The sequence below is a fragment of the Streptomyces sp. NPDC001222 genome, from assembly GCF_042896945.1.
Taxonomy (GTDB): domain Bacteria; phylum Actinomycetota; class Actinomycetes; order Streptomycetales; family Streptomycetaceae; genus Streptomyces; species Streptomyces gibsoniae.
Genome location: NZ_JBIAXT010000004.1, coordinates 239540 through 255529, shown reverse-complemented (window position 1 = coordinate 255529; position 15990 = coordinate 239540). Strand labels below are relative to the sequence as shown.

15 protein-coding genes are annotated in these 15990 nt (G+C 72.7%); 10 read left to right on the top strand and 5 right to left on the bottom strand.

Annotated elements, in window-relative coordinates:
• The first annotated feature begins 4 nt into the window (after window positions 1-4).
• The 4 genes from ACFY2Z_RS08610 (at window position 5) to ACFY2Z_RS08595 (ending at window position 4762) form a co-directional block, all read left to right on the top strand.
• Window positions 5-445, top strand: a complete 441-nt coding sequence (locus tag ACFY2Z_RS08610; protein ID WP_390743424.1) for a DUF6643 family protein — start codon at window positions 5-7, stop codon at window positions 443-445.
• Between the two features lie 48 nt (window positions 446-493).
• Complete coding sequence (locus ACFY2Z_RS08605; protein WP_390743423.1) at window positions 494-1318, top strand: MOSC domain-containing protein; 825 nt, start codon at window positions 494-496, stop codon at window positions 1316-1318.
• Window positions 1319-1594: 276 nt separating this feature from the next.
• On the top strand, window positions 1595-2200 hold the full coding sequence (locus ACFY2Z_RS08600) for a hypothetical protein (protein WP_390743533.1): 606 nt from the start codon (window positions 1595-1597) through the stop codon (window positions 2198-2200).
• Between the two features lie 123 nt (window positions 2201-2323).
• Entirely contained in the window at window positions 2324-4762 is a 2439-nt protein-coding gene (locus tag ACFY2Z_RS08595) for a right-handed parallel beta-helix repeat-containing protein (protein ID WP_390743422.1), read from the top strand.
• On the opposite strand, the gene ACFY2Z_RS08590 is transcribed toward ACFY2Z_RS08595, so the two are convergent.
• Window positions 4732-7119: a hypothetical protein gene (locus ACFY2Z_RS08590; RefSeq protein ID WP_390743421.1), complete on the bottom strand. Its 2388-nt coding sequence runs from the start codon at window positions 7117-7119 to the stop codon at window positions 4732-4734. The genes ACFY2Z_RS08595 and ACFY2Z_RS08590 overlap by 31 nt on opposite strands.
• Window positions 7120-7413: 294 nt before the next feature.
• Between ACFY2Z_RS08590 and ACFY2Z_RS08585 the strand changes: the two genes are divergently transcribed.
• Window positions 7414-8241: a DeoR/GlpR family DNA-binding transcription regulator gene (locus ACFY2Z_RS08585; RefSeq protein ID WP_390743420.1), complete on the top strand. Its 828-nt coding sequence runs from the start codon at window positions 7414-7416 to the stop codon at window positions 8239-8241.
• An 82-nt stretch (window positions 8242-8323) separates the two neighbouring features.
• On the top strand, window positions 8324-8842 hold the full coding sequence (locus tag ACFY2Z_RS08580; RefSeq protein WP_390743419.1) for an SRPBCC family protein: 519 nt from the start codon (window positions 8324-8326) through the stop codon (window positions 8840-8842).
• Here the strand turns inward: ACFY2Z_RS08580 and ACFY2Z_RS08575 are convergent.
• The gene (locus tag ACFY2Z_RS08575) at window positions 8810-9934 is read right to left on the bottom strand and encodes a PLP-dependent cysteine synthase family protein (protein WP_390743418.1); all 1125 of its coding nucleotides are present in this window, start codon (window positions 9932-9934) and stop codon (window positions 8810-8812) included. The genes ACFY2Z_RS08580 and ACFY2Z_RS08575 overlap by 33 nt on opposite strands.
• 403 nt (window positions 9935-10337) lie before the next feature.
• On the opposite strand from ACFY2Z_RS08575, the gene ACFY2Z_RS08570 reads away from it, so the two are divergent.
• Together ACFY2Z_RS08570 and ACFY2Z_RS08565 are read left to right on the top strand one after the other, a co-directional pair.
• Entirely contained in the window at window positions 10338-10661 is a 324-nt protein-coding gene (locus ACFY2Z_RS08570) for a hypothetical protein (protein WP_390743532.1), read from the top strand.
• A 242-nt stretch (window positions 10662-10903) separates the two neighbouring features.
• Window positions 10904-11428, top strand: a complete 525-nt coding sequence (locus ACFY2Z_RS08565; protein WP_390743417.1) for an ATP-binding protein — start codon at window positions 10904-10906, stop codon at window positions 11426-11428.
• Window positions 11429-11502: 74 nt separating this feature from the next.
• Here the strand turns inward: ACFY2Z_RS08565 and ACFY2Z_RS08560 are convergent, their stop codons facing one another.
• Complete coding sequence (locus ACFY2Z_RS08560; RefSeq protein WP_390743416.1) at window positions 11503-11790, bottom strand: SHOCT domain-containing protein; 288 nt, start codon at window positions 11788-11790, stop codon at window positions 11503-11505.
• 171 nt (window positions 11791-11961) lie between these two features.
• Here ACFY2Z_RS08560 and ACFY2Z_RS08555 point away from each other — a divergent pair, with 171 nt between their 5' ends.
• A complete protein-coding gene (locus ACFY2Z_RS08555; RefSeq protein WP_390743415.1) occupies window positions 11962-12537 on the top strand; it encodes a TetR/AcrR family transcriptional regulator in 576 nt (191 codons plus the stop codon).
• A gap of 190 nt (window positions 12538-12727) precedes the next feature.
• On the opposite strand, the gene ACFY2Z_RS08550 is transcribed toward ACFY2Z_RS08555, so the two are convergent.
• Together ACFY2Z_RS08550 and ACFY2Z_RS08545 are read right to left on the bottom strand one after the other, a co-directional pair.
• A complete protein-coding gene (locus ACFY2Z_RS08550) occupies window positions 12728-13972 on the bottom strand; it encodes an ROK family protein (RefSeq protein ID WP_390743414.1) in 1245 nt (414 codons plus the stop codon).
• Window positions 13969-14658: an alpha-ketoglutarate-dependent dioxygenase AlkB family protein gene (locus ACFY2Z_RS08545; protein ID WP_390743413.1), complete on the bottom strand. Its 690-nt coding sequence runs from the start codon at window positions 14656-14658 to the stop codon at window positions 13969-13971. The genes ACFY2Z_RS08550 and ACFY2Z_RS08545 overlap by 4 nt, the downstream gene beginning before the upstream one ends.
• 154 nt (window positions 14659-14812) lie before the next feature.
• On the opposite strand from ACFY2Z_RS08545, the gene ACFY2Z_RS08540 reads away from it, so the two are divergent.
• The gene (locus ACFY2Z_RS08540; protein ID WP_390743412.1) at window positions 14813-15949 is read left to right on the top strand and encodes a methyltransferase; all 1137 of its coding nucleotides are present in this window, start codon (window positions 14813-14815) and stop codon (window positions 15947-15949) included.
• Window positions 15950-15990 lie beyond the last annotated feature (41 nt).

The window sequence follows — 15990 nt, the reverse complement described above, 5'->3', positions numbered from 1 at the left end:
TGCCATGACCTCCCCCCGCTCCACCTATGGCGGCGGTTACTACTCCGCGTCGCCCTTCCCGGACACTCCGATCTACGACAGGCTCGTCGCCGAGCGGGGCACCCCGCAGATCGCTCCGATCCGGGTCCCCTCCGCTTACGAGACGCCGGGCAGCAACCTGCCCGCACTGCCGTCGGCGCTTCCCGCGCTGCCGGCCGGGCCGTCCCATGCCCCGGCCTACGGCTACCCCCAGGTTCCGCAGCCCGCGCACCTGCAGCAGCCCCCCACCGCGTACATCCCGCAGCAGGCGGGCCCGCGCGGCTACCCCGGCCCCCAGCAGATGCAGCAGCCCCGCCCGATGGCCGCTCCCACCGGCTACGAGGCGATGCGCCCCGCGGCGCCGCGTCCCGGCCCCGCCCCGTACCAGGATCCGTACAACAACGGACAGCAGTACCGCGGGTACTGATCCATCCCGTGACGTGAGGCCATCGGTGCGCAATGGCACGATGGCCTCATGCCGACACCAGTGCTGCACTCGATTCACGTCCACCCGGTCAAGGCACTGCGGGCCCAGCAACTCAGCGAGGCCGTGGTGGAGCCATGGGGGCTGTCCGGGGACCGGCGCTGGGCCCTCGTCGACGAGACGGGCAAGGTCGTCACCCAGCGCGAGCAGCCACGGCTCGCGCTGGTCACCGCCGAGCCCCTGTCCGACGGCGGTGTCCGGTTGTCCGCCTCCGACCGGGAGCCGCTGAGCGTGCCCGTGCCCGAACCGGCCGGCACGACCACCGCGAGGTGGGCGGGAGAGAAGATCGAGACGGTTGCGGCCGCTCCCGGGGCAAGCGCGTGGTTCAGCGCGTACCTCGGCCAGCGGGTGACCCTCGTCCATCTCGACGATCCCGCACACCGCCGCCCCATCGACCCGCTCTTCGGGCGCCCGGGCGAGACCGTCAGCCTGGCCGACGGCTTTCCGCTCCTGGTCACCACGCTCGCTTCCCTGGACGCCCTCAACTCCCTGATCGCGCAGGGCGATCACCCCGACGAGGGCCCGCTGCCCATGAACCGGTTCCGGCCGAACGTCGTCGTGTCCGGCACGGCACCCTGGGCCGAGGACGACTGGGAGCGGATCGCGATCGGCGAGGTCGGGTTCCGGGTCGCCAAGGGGTGCGGGCGCTGCGTCGTGACGACCACGGACCAGGCCACCGCCGAACGCGGCAAGGAGCCCCTGCGCGCGCTCGGCCGCCATCGGCGGATCGGCGGCCGGTTGATCTTCGGCCAGAATCTGGTACCGCTGACGCGCGGCACGATCCGCGTCGGCGACCCGGTCGAGATCCTCGGCTGAGCCACGCCGCGATCGTCCGCCTTCCCCTCCCCTCTCCTCCCCCGGATCGCGACGCGGCTGCCGCACCGAGGACCTCCGTCTCGCCGTGCCGAGCCAGGCCACGATTCGCCCCGTGCGCGGGAACCCGGACAGCGCACGCGGTCGTTGAGTGTGCGTGAGAAGTTCATGAGGGGCTCATGAGACAGAAGAGAGGTGTTTTGGCTCTCTCTTCACCGATTCCGCACATGAACGGGCGGATGCGGGGATTATGACGGAGGCGGAAGGGGGTGGGTGACGGTGCGAGCACTCGTCGGCCTGTGGCGCTGGCGGCGCAATCCGCTGCGCCGTACGACCGATCTGGTCGAGGCCTGGCTGGCGCTGGCCGCCATGGTCCTGGTCCTCGTCGCAGCGCCGGTGGCCGGCGCCGTGATCGGCGCGGTCGCCCAGAACTCCCTGCAGCGAGCCGTGCGGGACCAGCAGCGCACCCATCACCAGGTGGCGGCCACCGTCGTGAGGCGGCTCAGGCACGCTCCGGTGGAGCCGGATCCGGAATCCCCCGCGTCACGGCAGAGACAGAGCCAGGTACTCGCCGACTGGGCCGCCCCCGACGGCACCGCGCGGCACGGCACGGTACTGACCGCCCTCGACTCCCCGCACCGGGGCGACCAGTTCGTCGTCTGGACCGACGACCATGGCCGAATAGTGGCGCGTCCGCTGGACGGTGAGACCGCGACGACACACGCGGTACTGGCCGGGATCGGTGCGGCCGTGATGGCCGGGGGGCTGATAGAGGCCGGCCGTCGCATGATCGTGTGGCGCATGCTCCAGCGCCGCTACGCCCGCTGGGACCAGGCATGGGACAAGGCGGGCCCGGACTGGGGCCGTACCGGGGCGGGCAGTTGACGGCCTCCGGCCTCCGGTCAACCAGCGGCGTCCGCGCACGCTACGGTGGACCGACCGGGCTGTTCGGCTGTCCGGCTTCTTCGCGAGAACCCGCGTGAGCAGAGGTGGGGGCACAGCAGCGCCATGGCACAGGGCACGGTCCAGGTGACGCACACCGGCACATCGCGGTGGCGGCGCCGCACAGGTGAGTACGCATCGCTCGCCGCCGCCCTGGAGGCCGCGGGCGACGGAGACGTCCTCACCGTGGCCCCCGGCACCTACCGGGAGAACCTCGTCGTGCAGCGGGCGGTGACGCTGCGCGGACCCGAGGGTTCCCCCGGCTCCGTGCGGATCGCGCCGGTGGACGGCGTGCCGCTGACCGTGCGGGCCTCCGCCGTGGTCCAGGATCTGCATGTCGAGGGCCAGGACGCGGCCGCGCCGGCGGTGCTCGTGGAGGCGGGCACCCCGGAGCTGGTCGATCTGCGGATCATGACGCGGTCCGCGGCCGGGATCGAGGTCCGCGGCAACGCGCGCCCCACGGTCCGCCGGTGCACGGTCGACAACCCGGCCGGCCTCGGCATCGCCGTCGTGGACGGCGGTGGCGGGGTGTTCGAGGAGTGCGAGGTCGTGGCGGCCGGCCAGTCCGGCGTCGCGGTCCGTGGCGGCGCCCACCCCCGGCTGGAGCGCTGCCGAGTGCACCACACCTCGGGCGCCGGTCTGTCGGCGACCGGTGAGAACTCGGCGCTGGAAGCGGTCGGTTGCGAGGTGTACGAGGTCCGGGGCTCCGGGGTGCAGGTCACGGGGCGGGGCACCGCGCATCTGACGGACTGCGATGTGCACCGGACGACCGCGGACGGCATCACCCTGGACACCGACGCGGTGCTGACCCTCGCCGACTGCCGCATCCACGACATCCCGGAGAACGCGGTCGACCTGCGTTCCCGTTCGGTGCTCACGCTCACCCGGACAACGGTGCGGCAGTTCGGGCGCAACGGCCTGTCCGTGTGGGACCCGGGCACCCGTGTGGACGCCAACCAGTGCGAGATCTTCGACAGCACCGGCGACTATCCGGCGGTGTGGGTCAGCGACGGGGCCACCGTGGTCCTCGAGGCGTGCCGGGTGCACGACGTGCCCGACGCCCTGTTCGTCCTCGACCGCGGTTCGCGCGCGGACGTCGTGGACAGCGACCTCACCCAGGTGCGCAACACCGCGGTGTCGGTGAGCGACGGGGCCACCGCGCAGCTTGACGACTGCCGGATCCGGGACGCGGCGACGGGCGCCTGGTTCCGCGACCACGGCAGCGGCGGCACGCTGTCGGGCTGCACCGTCGACGGCACCCAGACAGGAGTGATCGTCACCAAGGGCGCCGACCCCACCATCGAGCGCTGCACGGTCACGTCACCGTCGGAGGCCGGCTTCTACGTCTCCGCGGGCGGCCGGGGCAGCTTCCTGAACTGCCGGGTCACGGACAGCGGCGGCTACGGCTTCCATGTCATCGACGGCTGCCGGGCGACACTGCGGAAGTGCCGCACGGAACGCTGCAACCGCGGGGGCTACGAGTTCGCGGACGGCGGCCCGGGCGCGCCCGGAGGCGGCGCCGCGATCGTCGAGGACTGCACGAGCGACGAGAGCGCCGGGCTGCGGCCGGCGGTGGCCCATGAGGCCGCCGTCCAGCCGTCGACCCAGTCGGGCGGTCTGCTCGGCGCGATCCCCGGCCAGCGCACCACCGAGCAGGAGCCCCTCGCCACCACCCCGAAGCCGCAGGAGCCGGCGCGTACGTCGACGGCCGTGCTCGGGGAACTCGACGCGCTGGTGGGCCTGGAGAGCGTCAAGCGCGAGGTGCGCGCGCTCACCGACATGATCGAGGTGGGGCGCCGTCGGCAGCAGGCGGGCCTCAAGGCGGCCTCCGTGCGACGGCATCTGGTGTTCACGGGCTCCCCCGGCACCGGCAAGACGACGGTCGCGCGGCTCTACGGCGAGATCCTGGCGTCGCTCGGTGTGCTGGAGAAGGGTCATCTCGTCGAGGTGTCCCGGGTCGACCTGGTCGGCGAGCACATCGGCTCCACCGCCATCCGCACCCAGGAAGCCTTCGACCGGGCGCGCGGCGGAGTGCTGTTCATCGACGAGGCGTATGCGCTGTCCCCGGAGGACTCCGGGCGCGACTTCGGCCGTGAGGCGATCGACACGCTGGTGAAGCTGATGGAGGACCACCGGGAGGCGGTCGTGGTGATCGTCGCGGGCTACACCGCCGAGATGGAGCGGTTCCTGTCCGTCAACCCCGGTGTGGCCTCCCGCTTCTCGCGCACCATCACCTTCGGTGACTACGGGCCCGAGGAACTGCTGCGGATCGTGGAGCAACAGGCGGAGGACCACGAGTACCGGCTGAGCCCGGGAACCGCCGAGGCGCTGCTCAAGTACTTCACGGAGATCCCGAAGGGCCCGACGTTCGGCAACGGGCGTACCGCACGCCAGACCTTCGAGGCGATGGTGGAGCGGCATGCGGGCCGGGTCGCCCAGCTCTCGGAGCCGAGTACGGAGGACCTGAGTCTGCTCTACCCGGAGGACCTGCCCGAACTGCCCTGACCCGCACCCCCGGAGCCCTTGTCGCGCGACCCGGGGGGCGTGCCCGCGGGACGCGGTCCGGGGAGTCCGGGCCGCAGCCGCGCCAGCAGCCGGGCGCGCTCCTCGGCGAACGCCGGGTCCGCCTGGTAGTCCCCGTGCCCGAGGATCGGCGCGGGCAGCGGATGACGGGGCGTACGACCGTAGGCGAGCGGGTCCCTCAGCGGTGCCCGGTCCACCTGTGGGCCGCAGTCGCCGGGCAGCCGGATCGGCCCGCCGATCGGATCGGTCGGACGGTGGAGGTTGCGCCAGCAGTCGACCTCGCGGTGCAGGGAACTGAGCGCGGCCGGGCCGAAGTACGCCGGGAACCAGCGCCCGTAGAGCCGCTCAAGGGGTGAGCCGTACGTCAGCAGGCCAACTCGTCGGCGCACGGAGGGCGTCAGCTGCCAGGCCGCGGCGGCCGCCAGCACGCTCCCCTGGGAGTGGCCGGACAGCACGATCCGTCCGCCGCTCCCGCGCGTCCAGGTGGCCATGCGCCACGTCAGGTCGGGTACGGAACGTTCGGCGTAGCACGGCGGGGCGAAGGGGTGGGCGGCACGCGGCCAGAAGGTGCCGACGTCCCACAGGATGCCGACAGTGCGGCGCGCGGAGGCGTCCTTGTAGGCGCGGCGGCCCCAGGTGACGAAGACGAGGAAGCCGACACCGATCAGCCAGGATCCGAGCGTCTGGACGGTCTCGGCCAGGCCCCGGACGACGGGCTGTGCGGCCTGTGCGGCACCGGTCGGCGTGTCGTCGGTGGCGACGGCCGCCACCAGGGCGGCCGCCCCGAGCAGCAGGGTCATGGCGGATGTGACGCCGACGACGAGCGGGGCCCGGTCGGTGAGGGTGGCCATCGCGCGGGTGCCCGCGATACGCGCGGTACGGGCCGTGTCCGTGGGCTCGCCCGGGTGGTCGCGTTCGACCTCGGCCGCCTCGGCGCGCCGCAGCAGCCAGGTGCGCCTGGCCAACCGGGCGGCGAGGACCAGCAGGACGAGCAGCAGTGGCGGGATGGTGGACGCCTGCCAGGTGAGCAGGACCGGCGGGCCGGCCGGCGAGTGGCCCGTGCCGTCCAGCCAGTCGGCGACCCGTTGCGCCACGCCGCCGGACATCACCCCGCCGAGCGCACAGGCGAGCAGTGCGACGGCGGGTCCGGCCTGTCCGCGCAGTGCCGTGCGTGAGTCGGGGTGGGCGCGGTACAGGACGTGCGCGACGACAGCGAGCGCGAGGACGAGCAGCCCCTGCGCCAGGGTCAGCGCACTGAACGTCCAGGCACCCGGCAGCCGCCCCTCGGACCGGCGGCCGGAACGTGACCAGCCCGCGTAGATCATGGCCGCGACGACGAGTGCGAGCGCGCCTGCGGGCAGCAGGCGCACCACCGTGCGGTCGAGTTGCCGGTCGAGCAGGTTCTCGGTGCGTCCCCGTCGGCACACCACCGCCACCACCAGCACCGCGACCACCATGAGCACGGTCTCCAGCAGCAGACCGATCAGGTGCAGCGTCGTCGCGCCGTGGCGGCGGTCGTCGAGCACGGCGGAGCCGGTGAGGACCGCGGCGACGGTGAGGAAGCCGGCGGCGGTGTGGGCGGCGCGCAGCCGGGCCACGAGGCGGCGCCCGTACCAGAACCCGGGGCGGCCGAGCGCGGGGCGGTGCGGTTCCTCTTCGGGCTCCGGCGGCCGGGGGATCGGCTCCTGGGACTCGTAGGCGCACCAGGTGCGGTGGGAGAGATACCAGAGCAGGCCGGTCAGGGCGGTGGGCACCACGGCGGCCAGGGCCAGGCGCCGGCCGGGTGGGCTCCACCAGCCCGCGCCGGAGCCCACCGGGGAGAGAAATCCGAGCCAGGCGTGGCGCCGGGCACAGGCGTGGGTGCCCGCGCACTGCCAGGCCGCGAGGTCCATGGCCACCTCGCAGGCGGCGGCGACCAGCAGCACGGTGAGAGTGAGCCCGATGAGCCGCACGATCAGGCCGTAGAGACGGACGGTCTGCCGACGGCCTGTCGTCGTGGGCCGCATCCAGTGGGCGAGGTTGGCCACCATGAACGGCAGCAGCAACAGCCACAGGGCACGCGCGGCGTTCCCCGAGGTCAGGTTGCACCAGACATACGCCTCGGGCACCGGGCGGCCGTGCCGGTCCGCCGCGTGCCGCTCCGCGTCGGCGTCGTCGGCGCGCCGGTACACGGCCGCCGTGTCGTCACCGGTGATCCGGACCGTGCGAGGGTCCCCGAGCATCTCCCCGGGTGTGGTGCCGCCGACGCCGTGGACCAGGAGCTCCAGGGCCGTCGCGGCCTCCGCGGACGCCTGTCCGGCGGCGCCGTGGTCTCTGTCCTGTTTCGGTGCACGCTCCACTGTTTCGCACTTCCCCGGTGCCGCGTACGGTGTGTCGTCGCAGGCAAAGGATCGCCTCCGGCGCGCCGGTGCACACTCGTTGTCACGGAATCTCCCCGATATGTGTGACGACGCGGACTGCGGACAGGAAGATCCCGGCCTGCGGTCGGTGGCGCCGCGTGAGACGACCCGTGCGAGGATGAGACGTCCTCGGCGCCGGTGACGGGACAATGGCCTCGTGGATGCCGGTGCGAACAGCCTGCGAGAATTTCGGGTGAATTCAGGATGAAGGGGATAATTGGGAATGGAGCCGACGTGAGTGAGAATCAGAACCTCCTCGCGGAGCAGCGCCGTGCCCTGATCCTCGACGAGGTACGACGACGCGGCGGCGTCCGCGTGAACGAACTGACACGCAAGCTCGGTGTCTCCGACATGACGGTCCGTCGTGACCTCGACGCGCTGGCCCGCCAGGGCGTCCTGGAGAAGGTGCACGGCGGTGCCGTCCCGGTGGTGGAGGCGAGTACCCACGAGCCGGGGTTCGAGGCCAAGTCGGGCCTGGAGCTGACGGCCAAGGAGGACATCGCGCGCGCGGCGGCCGAGCTGGTCATGCCGGGCACGGCGATCGCCCTCTCCGGGGGCACGACGACCTACGCGCTGGCCCATCACCTGGTCGACGTACCGGAGTTGACGGTCGTCACCAACTCGGTGCGGGTTGCGGACGTCTTCCACTCGGCGCAGCGCACCTCGGGTCCGCGCCAGGGGGCCGCCACGGTCGTGCTGACCGGCGGGGTGCGCACCCCGTCCGACTCGCTGGTGGGGCCGGTGGCCGATCAGGCGATCGCCTCCCTCCACTTCGATGTGCTGTTCCTCGGGGTGCACGGCATATCGGTGGAGGCGGGCCTGTCGACGCCGAACCTCGCGGAGGCCGAGACCAACCGGCGGCTCGTGCAGTCGGCACGGCGTGTCGTGGTGGTCGCCGACCACACCAAGTGGGGGACGGTGGGCCTGAGTTCGTTCGCGGCGCTGGAGCAGGTCGACACGCTCGTGACCGACGCGGGGCTGCCGCCCGAGGCGCGCGCGGAGATCTCCGAGCATCTGCGGCTGATGGTGGCCGGGGAGACCGAGGACGCTGCAGACATCTGACGGTCCGCCAGCTAGGGTGACGCCGACCCGGCGCCGACCGCGTGCGCCCGGGGCACCGTTGTCCCCGAGGAGGTCGTCGTCCATGGCACGCCGTCTGCGCCCGGTGGAGCTCGACTTCACACGGACCGCCCCCGTGCGGCTCGTGTTCGCCCGGGAGGTCGCGGCGCCTCCGGAGCGGGTCTTCCGGGCACTCGCGCAGGACGTCTCCGGCTGGAGCGAGTGGTTCGCCGCGGTGGCCTCCGCCCGCCCGCTGGACGGGGGTGCCGGGCGCGAGGTGCGCCTCATCGGCGGCACCCGCTTCCGGGAGACGGTCGTCGCGGCCGTACCCCACGAGGTGTACGCGTACCGGGTCGACGAGTCGAACACGCCGGGGCTCCGCGCGCTCCTCGAGGAGTGGCTGCTGACGCCGGCGGGCTCGGGAACCCGTGTGCAGTGGACCTTCGCGGCGGACGGGCCGGGTGTTGTGCTGTTTGCGCTGAGACGGGCACGCGGGGGCCTCGGGCGGGCGTTCCGGGGCGCGGTGACGGCCCTGGAGGCGCGGCTCGCGGGCGAGGACGCCGGGCCCGGATCAGCCCGGCCACACCCCGGTCGCCAGAAGTGAGGTGATCGCCGCCGAGTACGGCGCGATGTCGAGGCGCTGCTCGGCGAGCCACGCGTCCGAGTAGTACTTGTCCAGGTAGCGGTCGCCCGGGTCGCACAGCAGGGACACCACGCTGCCTGTGCGTCCCTCCGTCACCATCTCGGCGACGATCTTCAGCGCGCTCCACAGCCCGGTGCCGGTCGACCCGCCGGCCCGGCGGCCGATGGCCCCTTCCAGGGCCCGTACCGCGGCGACGGCGGCGGCGTCCGGGACCTTCATCATCCGGTCGATGGCTCCGGGTACGAAGCTGGGTTCCATCCGGGGTCGGCCGATGCCCTCGATCCGCGAGCCGCTCTCACAGGTGACGTCCGGATCGCCCGTGGTCCACCCCGCGAAGAAGCACGAGTTCTCCGGGTCGGCGACGCAGATGCGGGTGTCGTAGCCCATGTAGTGCACATACCGCGCGATGGTCGCCGAGGTGCCGCCGGTGCCGGCCGTGGCGACGATCCACGCGGGCTCCGGGAACCGCTCCAGCTCCAGCTGGCGGAAGACGGATTCGGCGATGTTGTTGTTGCCACGCCAGTCGGTCGCCCGTTCGGCGTAGGTGAACTGGTCCATGTAGTGGCCGCCGGTCTCCGCCGCGAGGGCGGCCGAGGCCTCGTACATCTTCCGGGGGTCGTCCACGAAGTGGCACCGGCCGCCGTGGAACTCGATGAGCCGGCACTTCTCGGCGCTCGTCGTGCGGGGCATGACCGCGATGAAGGGCACGCCGATGAGCCCCGCGAAGTACGCCTCGGAGACGGCCGTCGAACCGCTGGACGCGTCGATCACCGGGCGGCCCGGACGGATCCAGCCGTTGCACAGTCCGTACAGGAACAGCGAGCGGGCGAGGCGGTGCTTGAGGCTTCCGGTGGGGTGGGTCGACTCGTCCTTGAGATACAGGTCGACGCCCCAGCGCTCGGGCAGCGGGAAGCGCAGCAGATGAGTGTCGGCCGAGCGGCCCGCCTCGGCCTGCACCTTGCGGACGGCCTCTTTGAGCCACGTGCGGTACTCGGCGTCGCTGCGGTCGACGTCAAGCGTCTCGCCGGGGCGGGTGATCTGGGGGATGCTCACGGCGGGGCTCCTTACCGGGATGTGCCGAGGCCGGTTTCACGCGCTCGGACGCCCCGCATCATAAACACCTTTCACAGACGTTCCCACCTGCATAAACGCTTCTTTGGGCCGCTCAAAGGCGTCCCTTGCGCAGCGGCGGAAAACGGTGGGGGCGCATCCACGCGACTGCGCCGGTTGCCCGGCGCGCCCTCACCCTGTGCACTGGTGCCAGGCGCCGGGTGCGGGCAGACTGCACGGCGAGGAACGCCGGTCGGTGCAGCCTGGCGTCACCGGGGCACCGGCCTGCGCGGAATCGGTTACTCGATCACGACCGGACTCGACCAGCGCCACCGGATCGCGCGCCGCGCGGATCCGGACGGGATCCGGTACGGGCACAGGCGGACGCGCGAGGGGGCGGGGCATGATGGCGGAGCCGGAGTTCACGGCCACGGGTGTGCGGATCGGGAAGAGACTGCGGTCGCTCACTCGGGCCGGAGAGGTCCGGATCAGTGACGGCCGGCTGCGGCTGCTGACCAGTTACGGCAGCGAGATCGACAGCGCGCCGGTGCAGGCCGTGCGGGCGTCGAGGCCCTGGTTCGCGCCGGAGGGCCGGGCGTCGGCGGACCTCAACGGCACCCGCTACTCGCTGACGCTCGGCGACCGCGACCCCGCTCCGGGGCAGCCGGGGCCGCCGTCGGCGCGGCGGTTCATCGAGGCGGTGCGCAGGGCCTCCGGGCGGGGCGGCTGAGCGGAGCGCGAGTTGCGGTAGGTCCCCCCTTGGGTCACGCTGGTCTCACATCACTCTGGGTTTACCGGCGATCACGCTGAAGAACCAGCCCGCCGGTAGAACAGCGGGCGGCCCCCGTACGAAGCCGTACCGCACCAAGCGGCCGGAGTACTCCGCCGCACAGCAGGCGGCAGGTACACCCAGCCCTCCTGCTGGATCCGATCTCCGTCTTCTTCCGGACCTCAATTCGGGGAGTCGCAGCCGTGATCAGCCAGCCAAGCAGGCACTGCACGGTGGAGCTCCAAGCCCTGCCGTCGCGGATCGGCCAGGTCCGCAGAATCGTATCGGCGCAGTTGCGCTACTGGCACCTCGATCTCTTGATAGACCGGGCGTCCCTGGGTGTGACGGAACTGTTGACCAACGTCCACCTGCACGCACAGCCCGACAAGACGTGCACCGTGGAGATGGAACTGCTGCTCGACCGGCTCACCGTCTCGGTGCACGACCACGATCCGCGCCTGCCGGAACTGCGCGCGCCGGATCCCACCGCCACCAGCGGACGCGGTCTGGCGATGGTCGCCGCGCTGGCCGACAGCTGGGGTGTACGGCCGAACGGCGACTCGGGCAAGGTCGTCTGGTTCGTGCTGCCCGCGCCGTCACCGGCGCCGGCCGCCCCGGTCCCCGCCCTCACGCCGTACGAGAAGGCCCTGGAGGCACCGACCCGCGCGCTCGCGGTCGACGAGCGCCGGACACGACACGCTCCCGCCCGGTCCGCCGTTGCCGGCTGACCGGGCGGTGACCCCTGTCCCGCAGCGCAGGCCGCCCTTCCCGGCGGCCGGGGTCCGGACGGCGGCCGCACCGCTCACGCGGCGCCCTGCCTGCCCACGCGCCCGAACTGCTCGTCCAGGACCGACAGTCGGCGCCAGTACTCGTCCTCGTCGATCTCGCCGGAGGCGAAACGGCGGCCGAGCACCGCGATCGGCGAGTCACCCGCCGGACGCCCGTCCACTCCGCGCCACGGGCCACCGCGGCCGCGCCGGGCGGAGCGGCGGAGGACGGTCACGACGCCGAACACGACGGCCGCCCAGACCAGCGGGAAGAACAGGATCCAGGGGCCGGGACCGCCGTAGCCATGAGCCAGGGTCTCCATCTCCGTCATCTCCTCGGTGAGTTCTCGGTCAGTTCTCGGTGATGCCCCAAGGTTCGCTCCGGGAAGGGTTCGAGGTCGTCGTACGGCCGGCGGCAGTGCGCCTACCTCTTCAGGAGTACGGGGTGGTCGGCGGCTGCTCCTTCGGACCCCTCGATCTCTGTACCTACTGGTATGTACAGTGCCGCCGTGAGCGCCCAGGAGCGACTGATCGAGTCCACCCGCGAACTGCTGTGGGACCGCGGCTACGTGGGCACCAGCCCCAAGGCGATCCTGGAGCGCTCCGGCGCCGGCCAGGGCAGCATGTACCACCACTTCAAGGGCAAGCCGGACCTGGCGCTGGCCGCCATCCGCCGTACGGCCGAGGAGATGCGCGCCACGGCGCAGGCCGTGCTCTCCGGCCCCGGAACGCCGTACGAACGCATCGAGGCCTATGTGCGGCGCGAGCGCGACGTGCTGCGCGGCTGCCCCGTGGGCCGTCTGACGATGGATCCGGACGTGATCGCCAGCGACGCTCTGCGGGCCCCCGTCGACGAGACGATCGACTGGCTGCGCGAGCAGCTCGCCCAGGTCGTCGAAGAGGGCAAGGAGCAGGGGCAGTTCGCTCGGTCCCTGGACGCGGAGGAGATCGCCGCGACCGTCCTCGCGAGCGTCCAGGGCGGCTATGTGCTGGCCCGCGCCTCGGGTTCGCCGGCCGCCTTCGACACTGCGGTTCGGGGCCTGCTGTCCCTTCTCCGGCCGGCCTCCTGAGAGAGGTTCGAGGTCCGGCCCACACCGCCTCAGGAGGCATCCGATCACGCCACGCAGTACGAGCTGACCCGGAACTCGCCCTAGAACCCGAGTACGTCCCGTACGAGGGTCCGAGCCCGGCCCGTCGGGAGCACGTACCTGACGCCGCAGGGCCGCCGTCCGGGCGACGACGCGAGTCTGACGACAGGTCCTAGACCTCGGCCAGGGCCGCCGGCGGGTCGTCGAGCACCGGCTGCCATGCCAGTTCGGCCGCCCCCACCAGGCTGTTGTGGTCGAGCGTGCACGCGAGGATGGGGACGCCGCCGCTGCGGCCCCACAGACTGCGGTCGGCGACGACGGCGCGCAGCCGCTCGGGGTCGGCGTCGAACAGGGTGCGGTGCAGTCCGCCCAGGATGATCCGGTCCGGGTTGAGGATGTTGACCAGCCCGGCGAGGCCGAGGCCCAACCGGTCGATCAGGACCTCGACGGCGGTGCGCACGGCGGGGTCGGCGGGGTAGCCGCCACGGATCAGGTCGTTGGCCTGCTGGAGCTGTGACACCTCGGGGCCCGCGTCACGGCCGGCCGCCGTCAGAAAGGCCAGCGGGTCCGCCTCCACATCCAGACAGCCACGGCTGCCGCAGTGGCAGGGGCGGCCCTCGGGGTTGACGGTGAGGTGCCCCACCTCGAGCGCGAGCCCCGAACTTCCGGTGTGCAGCCGCCCGTCCAGCACCAGCGCACCCCCCACGCCCCGATGACCGGTGGCCACGCACAACAGGTCCCTGGAGCCGCGTCCCGCGCCGTGCCGGTGTTCGGCGAGCGCTGCGAGGTTGATGTCGTTGGCGGCGAAGGCCGGTCCGGTGATGCCCGCGGCGCGCACCTGTTCGGCGAAGATCTCCCGCACGGGCGCGCCCGCCGGCCAGGCCAGATGCAGCGGGTTGAGCGCGAGACCCTCGGGTTCGGCGACCGCGGACGGCACGGCGAGCCCGGCACCCACACAGCGCCGGCCGGTCTCACGCAGCAGCCGGGCGCCCTCCTCGACCACCGAGCCGAGCACCTTCGCCGGGTCGGCGTCGACGGTCTCGCAGCCGGGGGCGGTCGCGACGATCCGGCCGCCCAGCCCGACGAGCGCGGCCCGGAAGCCGTCCGCGTGCACCTGGGCGGCGAGCGCCACGGGCCCGTCCTCGGCGACTTCGAGCCGGTGCGAGGGCCGGCCCTGCGCTCCGGCGGCGGCGCCGGGATGCGCGTCGACCCGGATCAGCCCCAGGGCCTCCAGTTCGGCGGCCACGGCTCCGGCGGTGGCCCGGGTGACGCCCAGTTCGGCGGTGAGCACGGCACGCGTCGGCGCACGTCCGGTGTGCACCAGCTCCAGCGCGGGGCCGAGCGCACCGCGACCCCGGTCCAGCCGCGTCCGTGTGTTCGCTTCCCCTGCCGTCCGGGGGGCCTCCTTGCCAGTCATGAGGGCGAGTCTCCCATGATCCGCTCCGGGTCCGGCCGGAAGCCGCCGACCCTCAGCGTGATGTTCAGCCGGCCCGTCAGCCCGAGCGAGGGCGGCGCCGTACCGGGACACACCCGAGGCACTCCGTGGTACGCGAGCCGCGCGGGACCGCCGAAGACGAACAGATCCCCGCTGCGCAGCTCCACATCCGTGTAGGGGCGCGCTCTGGTCTCGGTGTTGCCGAAGCGGAAGACACAGGTGTCGCCGAGGCTCAGGGACACCACGGGGGCAGCGGACCTCTCGTCGCTGTCGCGGTGCATGCCCATGCGGGCGTCCGCGTCGTAGTAGTTGATCAGGGCGATGTCGTAGGGCTCCGACGGGACGGCCTCCGGGCCGAGGGCGGTCGCGACCGCCTCGCGGGCCAGCGTCGCGAGCCGGTCCGGGAGCGGCTTGACGGGGGCGCCGTCGCCGTCGACGGCCGTGCGGGCGTAGCCGTACGGGTACCAGTGCAGACCTAGGCACACCTGGCGGGCGGTCATGGTGCCGCCGCCGGGGGTGCGCACGGTCCGCAGTCCCGCGGGCGGCCGGGCCCACTCCCGGCAGGCGCCGAGCAGGCGCCGCTGCCGGTCCGCGTCCAGCCAGTCGGGCACATGGACGGCGCCGGGTGCGATCCGCACAGGGCTGCGCGGGAACAGCTCGGCCTCCATGGCCCCATCATCACGTATCCGGCCGGACGGGCGGAGCCGCGCAAACCCGGGGCTCGGGACGGGGCCGACACCTCATCCCCGGGTTCGTCGCCGACGGACGAGGACAGGGGCTGAGCAGCGCCTCGGCTAGCCTGGACGCACGATGAACGACCGTATGAGCACGCCCTGGGGCACCCACGCGCTGACCCGTTTCCCCGAGGATCCCCGCGACCGGCTGCGCGCCTGGGACGCGTCCGACGCGTATCTGCTGCGGCACCTCGCGGCGAGCGGTACGTCGCTCGACGGCACGGTCGTGGTCGTCGGCGACCGGTGGGGCGCGCTCGCCACCGCGCTCGCGGCGCACCGCCCGACGCCGATCAGCGACTCGTTCCTGGCCCGCGAGGCGACCCGGCTGAACCTGGCTCGCAACGGCGTCGACGCGGCGGCCGTACGCCTCCTGACCACACAGGACGCCCCGCCGCCCCGGATCGACGTCCTGCTCGTGCGGGTGCCGAAGAGCCTCGCTCTGCTGGAGGACCAGTTGCACCGGCTGGCGCCCGCTGTCCACGAGGGCACGGTGGTCGTGGGCACCGGGATGGTCAAGGAGATCCACACCTCGACCTTGACGCTGTTCGAACAGATCCTCGGCCCGACCCGTACCTCGCTCGCCGAGCAGAAGGCCCGGCTGATCTTCTGCACTCCCGACCCGGCGCTCGAACGGGGCGCCAACCCGTGGCCGTACCGGTATCGACTCCCCGACGGTATCGGCTCGTTGTCGGGCCGGACCGTCACCAACCACGCCGGTGTCTTCTGCGCGGACCGCCTCGACATCGGCACCCGGTTCTTCCTCGGACATCTGCCGAGGGGCCGGGACGCCGAGCGCATCGTGGACCTCGGCTGCGGCAACGGGGTGGTCGGTCTGGCGGCCGCGCTGGACGCGCCCGGCGCCGAGGTGCTGTTCGTCGACGAGTCGTACCAGGCGGTGGCCTCGGCGGAGGCGACGTTCCGGGACAACGCGGAGGGGAAAGCCGAGTTCCGGGTGGGGGACGGTCTGTCCGGGGTGGCCGCCGGAAGCGTGGACCTCGTCCTCAACAACCCGCCGTTCCACTCCCATCAGGCGACGACGGACGCCACGGCCTGGCGCATGTTCACCGGGGCCCGGCGCGCCCTGCGGCCGGGGGGCGAGCTGTGGGTGATCGGCAACCGTCATCTGGGCTACCACGTGAAGCTGCGCCGTCTGTTCGGCAACAGTGAAGTGGTCGCGAGCGACGCGAAGTTCGTGGTCCTGAGGGCCGTCAAGAAGGGCAGTTAGCGGTGGATCCCCGGGGCCCACGCCGACGGGGACCCACCACG

Excerpts from the sequence above, each read along its gene's own strand:
- ACFY2Z_RS08610 (WP_390743424.1), top strand. The coding sequence starts at position 5 with ATGACCTCCCCCCGCTCCACCTATGGCGGCGGTTACTACTCCGCGTCG.
- ACFY2Z_RS08605 (WP_390743423.1), top strand. The coding sequence starts at position 494 with ATGCCGACACCAGTGCTGCACTCGATTCACGTCCACCCGGTCAAGGCA.
- ACFY2Z_RS08595 (WP_390743422.1), top strand. The coding sequence starts at position 2,324 with ATGGCACAGGGCACGGTCCAGGTGACGCACACCGGCACATCGCGGTGG.
- ACFY2Z_RS08580 (WP_390743419.1), top strand. The coding sequence starts at position 8,324 with ATGGCACGCCGTCTGCGCCCGGTGGAGCTCGACTTCACACGGACCGCC.
- ACFY2Z_RS08570 (WP_390743532.1), top strand. The coding sequence starts at position 10,338 with ATGGCGGAGCCGGAGTTCACGGCCACGGGTGTGCGGATCGGGAAGAGA.
- ACFY2Z_RS08560 (WP_390743416.1), bottom strand. The coding sequence starts at position 11,790 with ATGGAGACCCTGGCTCATGGCTACGGCGGTCCCGGCCCCTGGATCCTG.
- ACFY2Z_RS08555 (WP_390743415.1), top strand. The coding sequence starts at position 11,962 with ATGTACAGTGCCGCCGTGAGCGCCCAGGAGCGACTGATCGAGTCCACC.
- ACFY2Z_RS08550 (WP_390743414.1), bottom strand. The coding sequence starts at position 13,972 with ATGACTGGCAAGGAGGCCCCCCGGACGGCAGGGGAAGCGAACACACGG.
- ACFY2Z_RS08545 (WP_390743413.1), bottom strand. The coding sequence starts at position 14,658 with ATGGAGGCCGAGCTGTTCCCGCGCAGCCCTGTGCGGATCGCACCCGGC.
- ACFY2Z_RS08540 (WP_390743412.1), top strand. The coding sequence starts at position 14,813 with ATGAGCACGCCCTGGGGCACCCACGCGCTGACCCGTTTCCCCGAGGAT.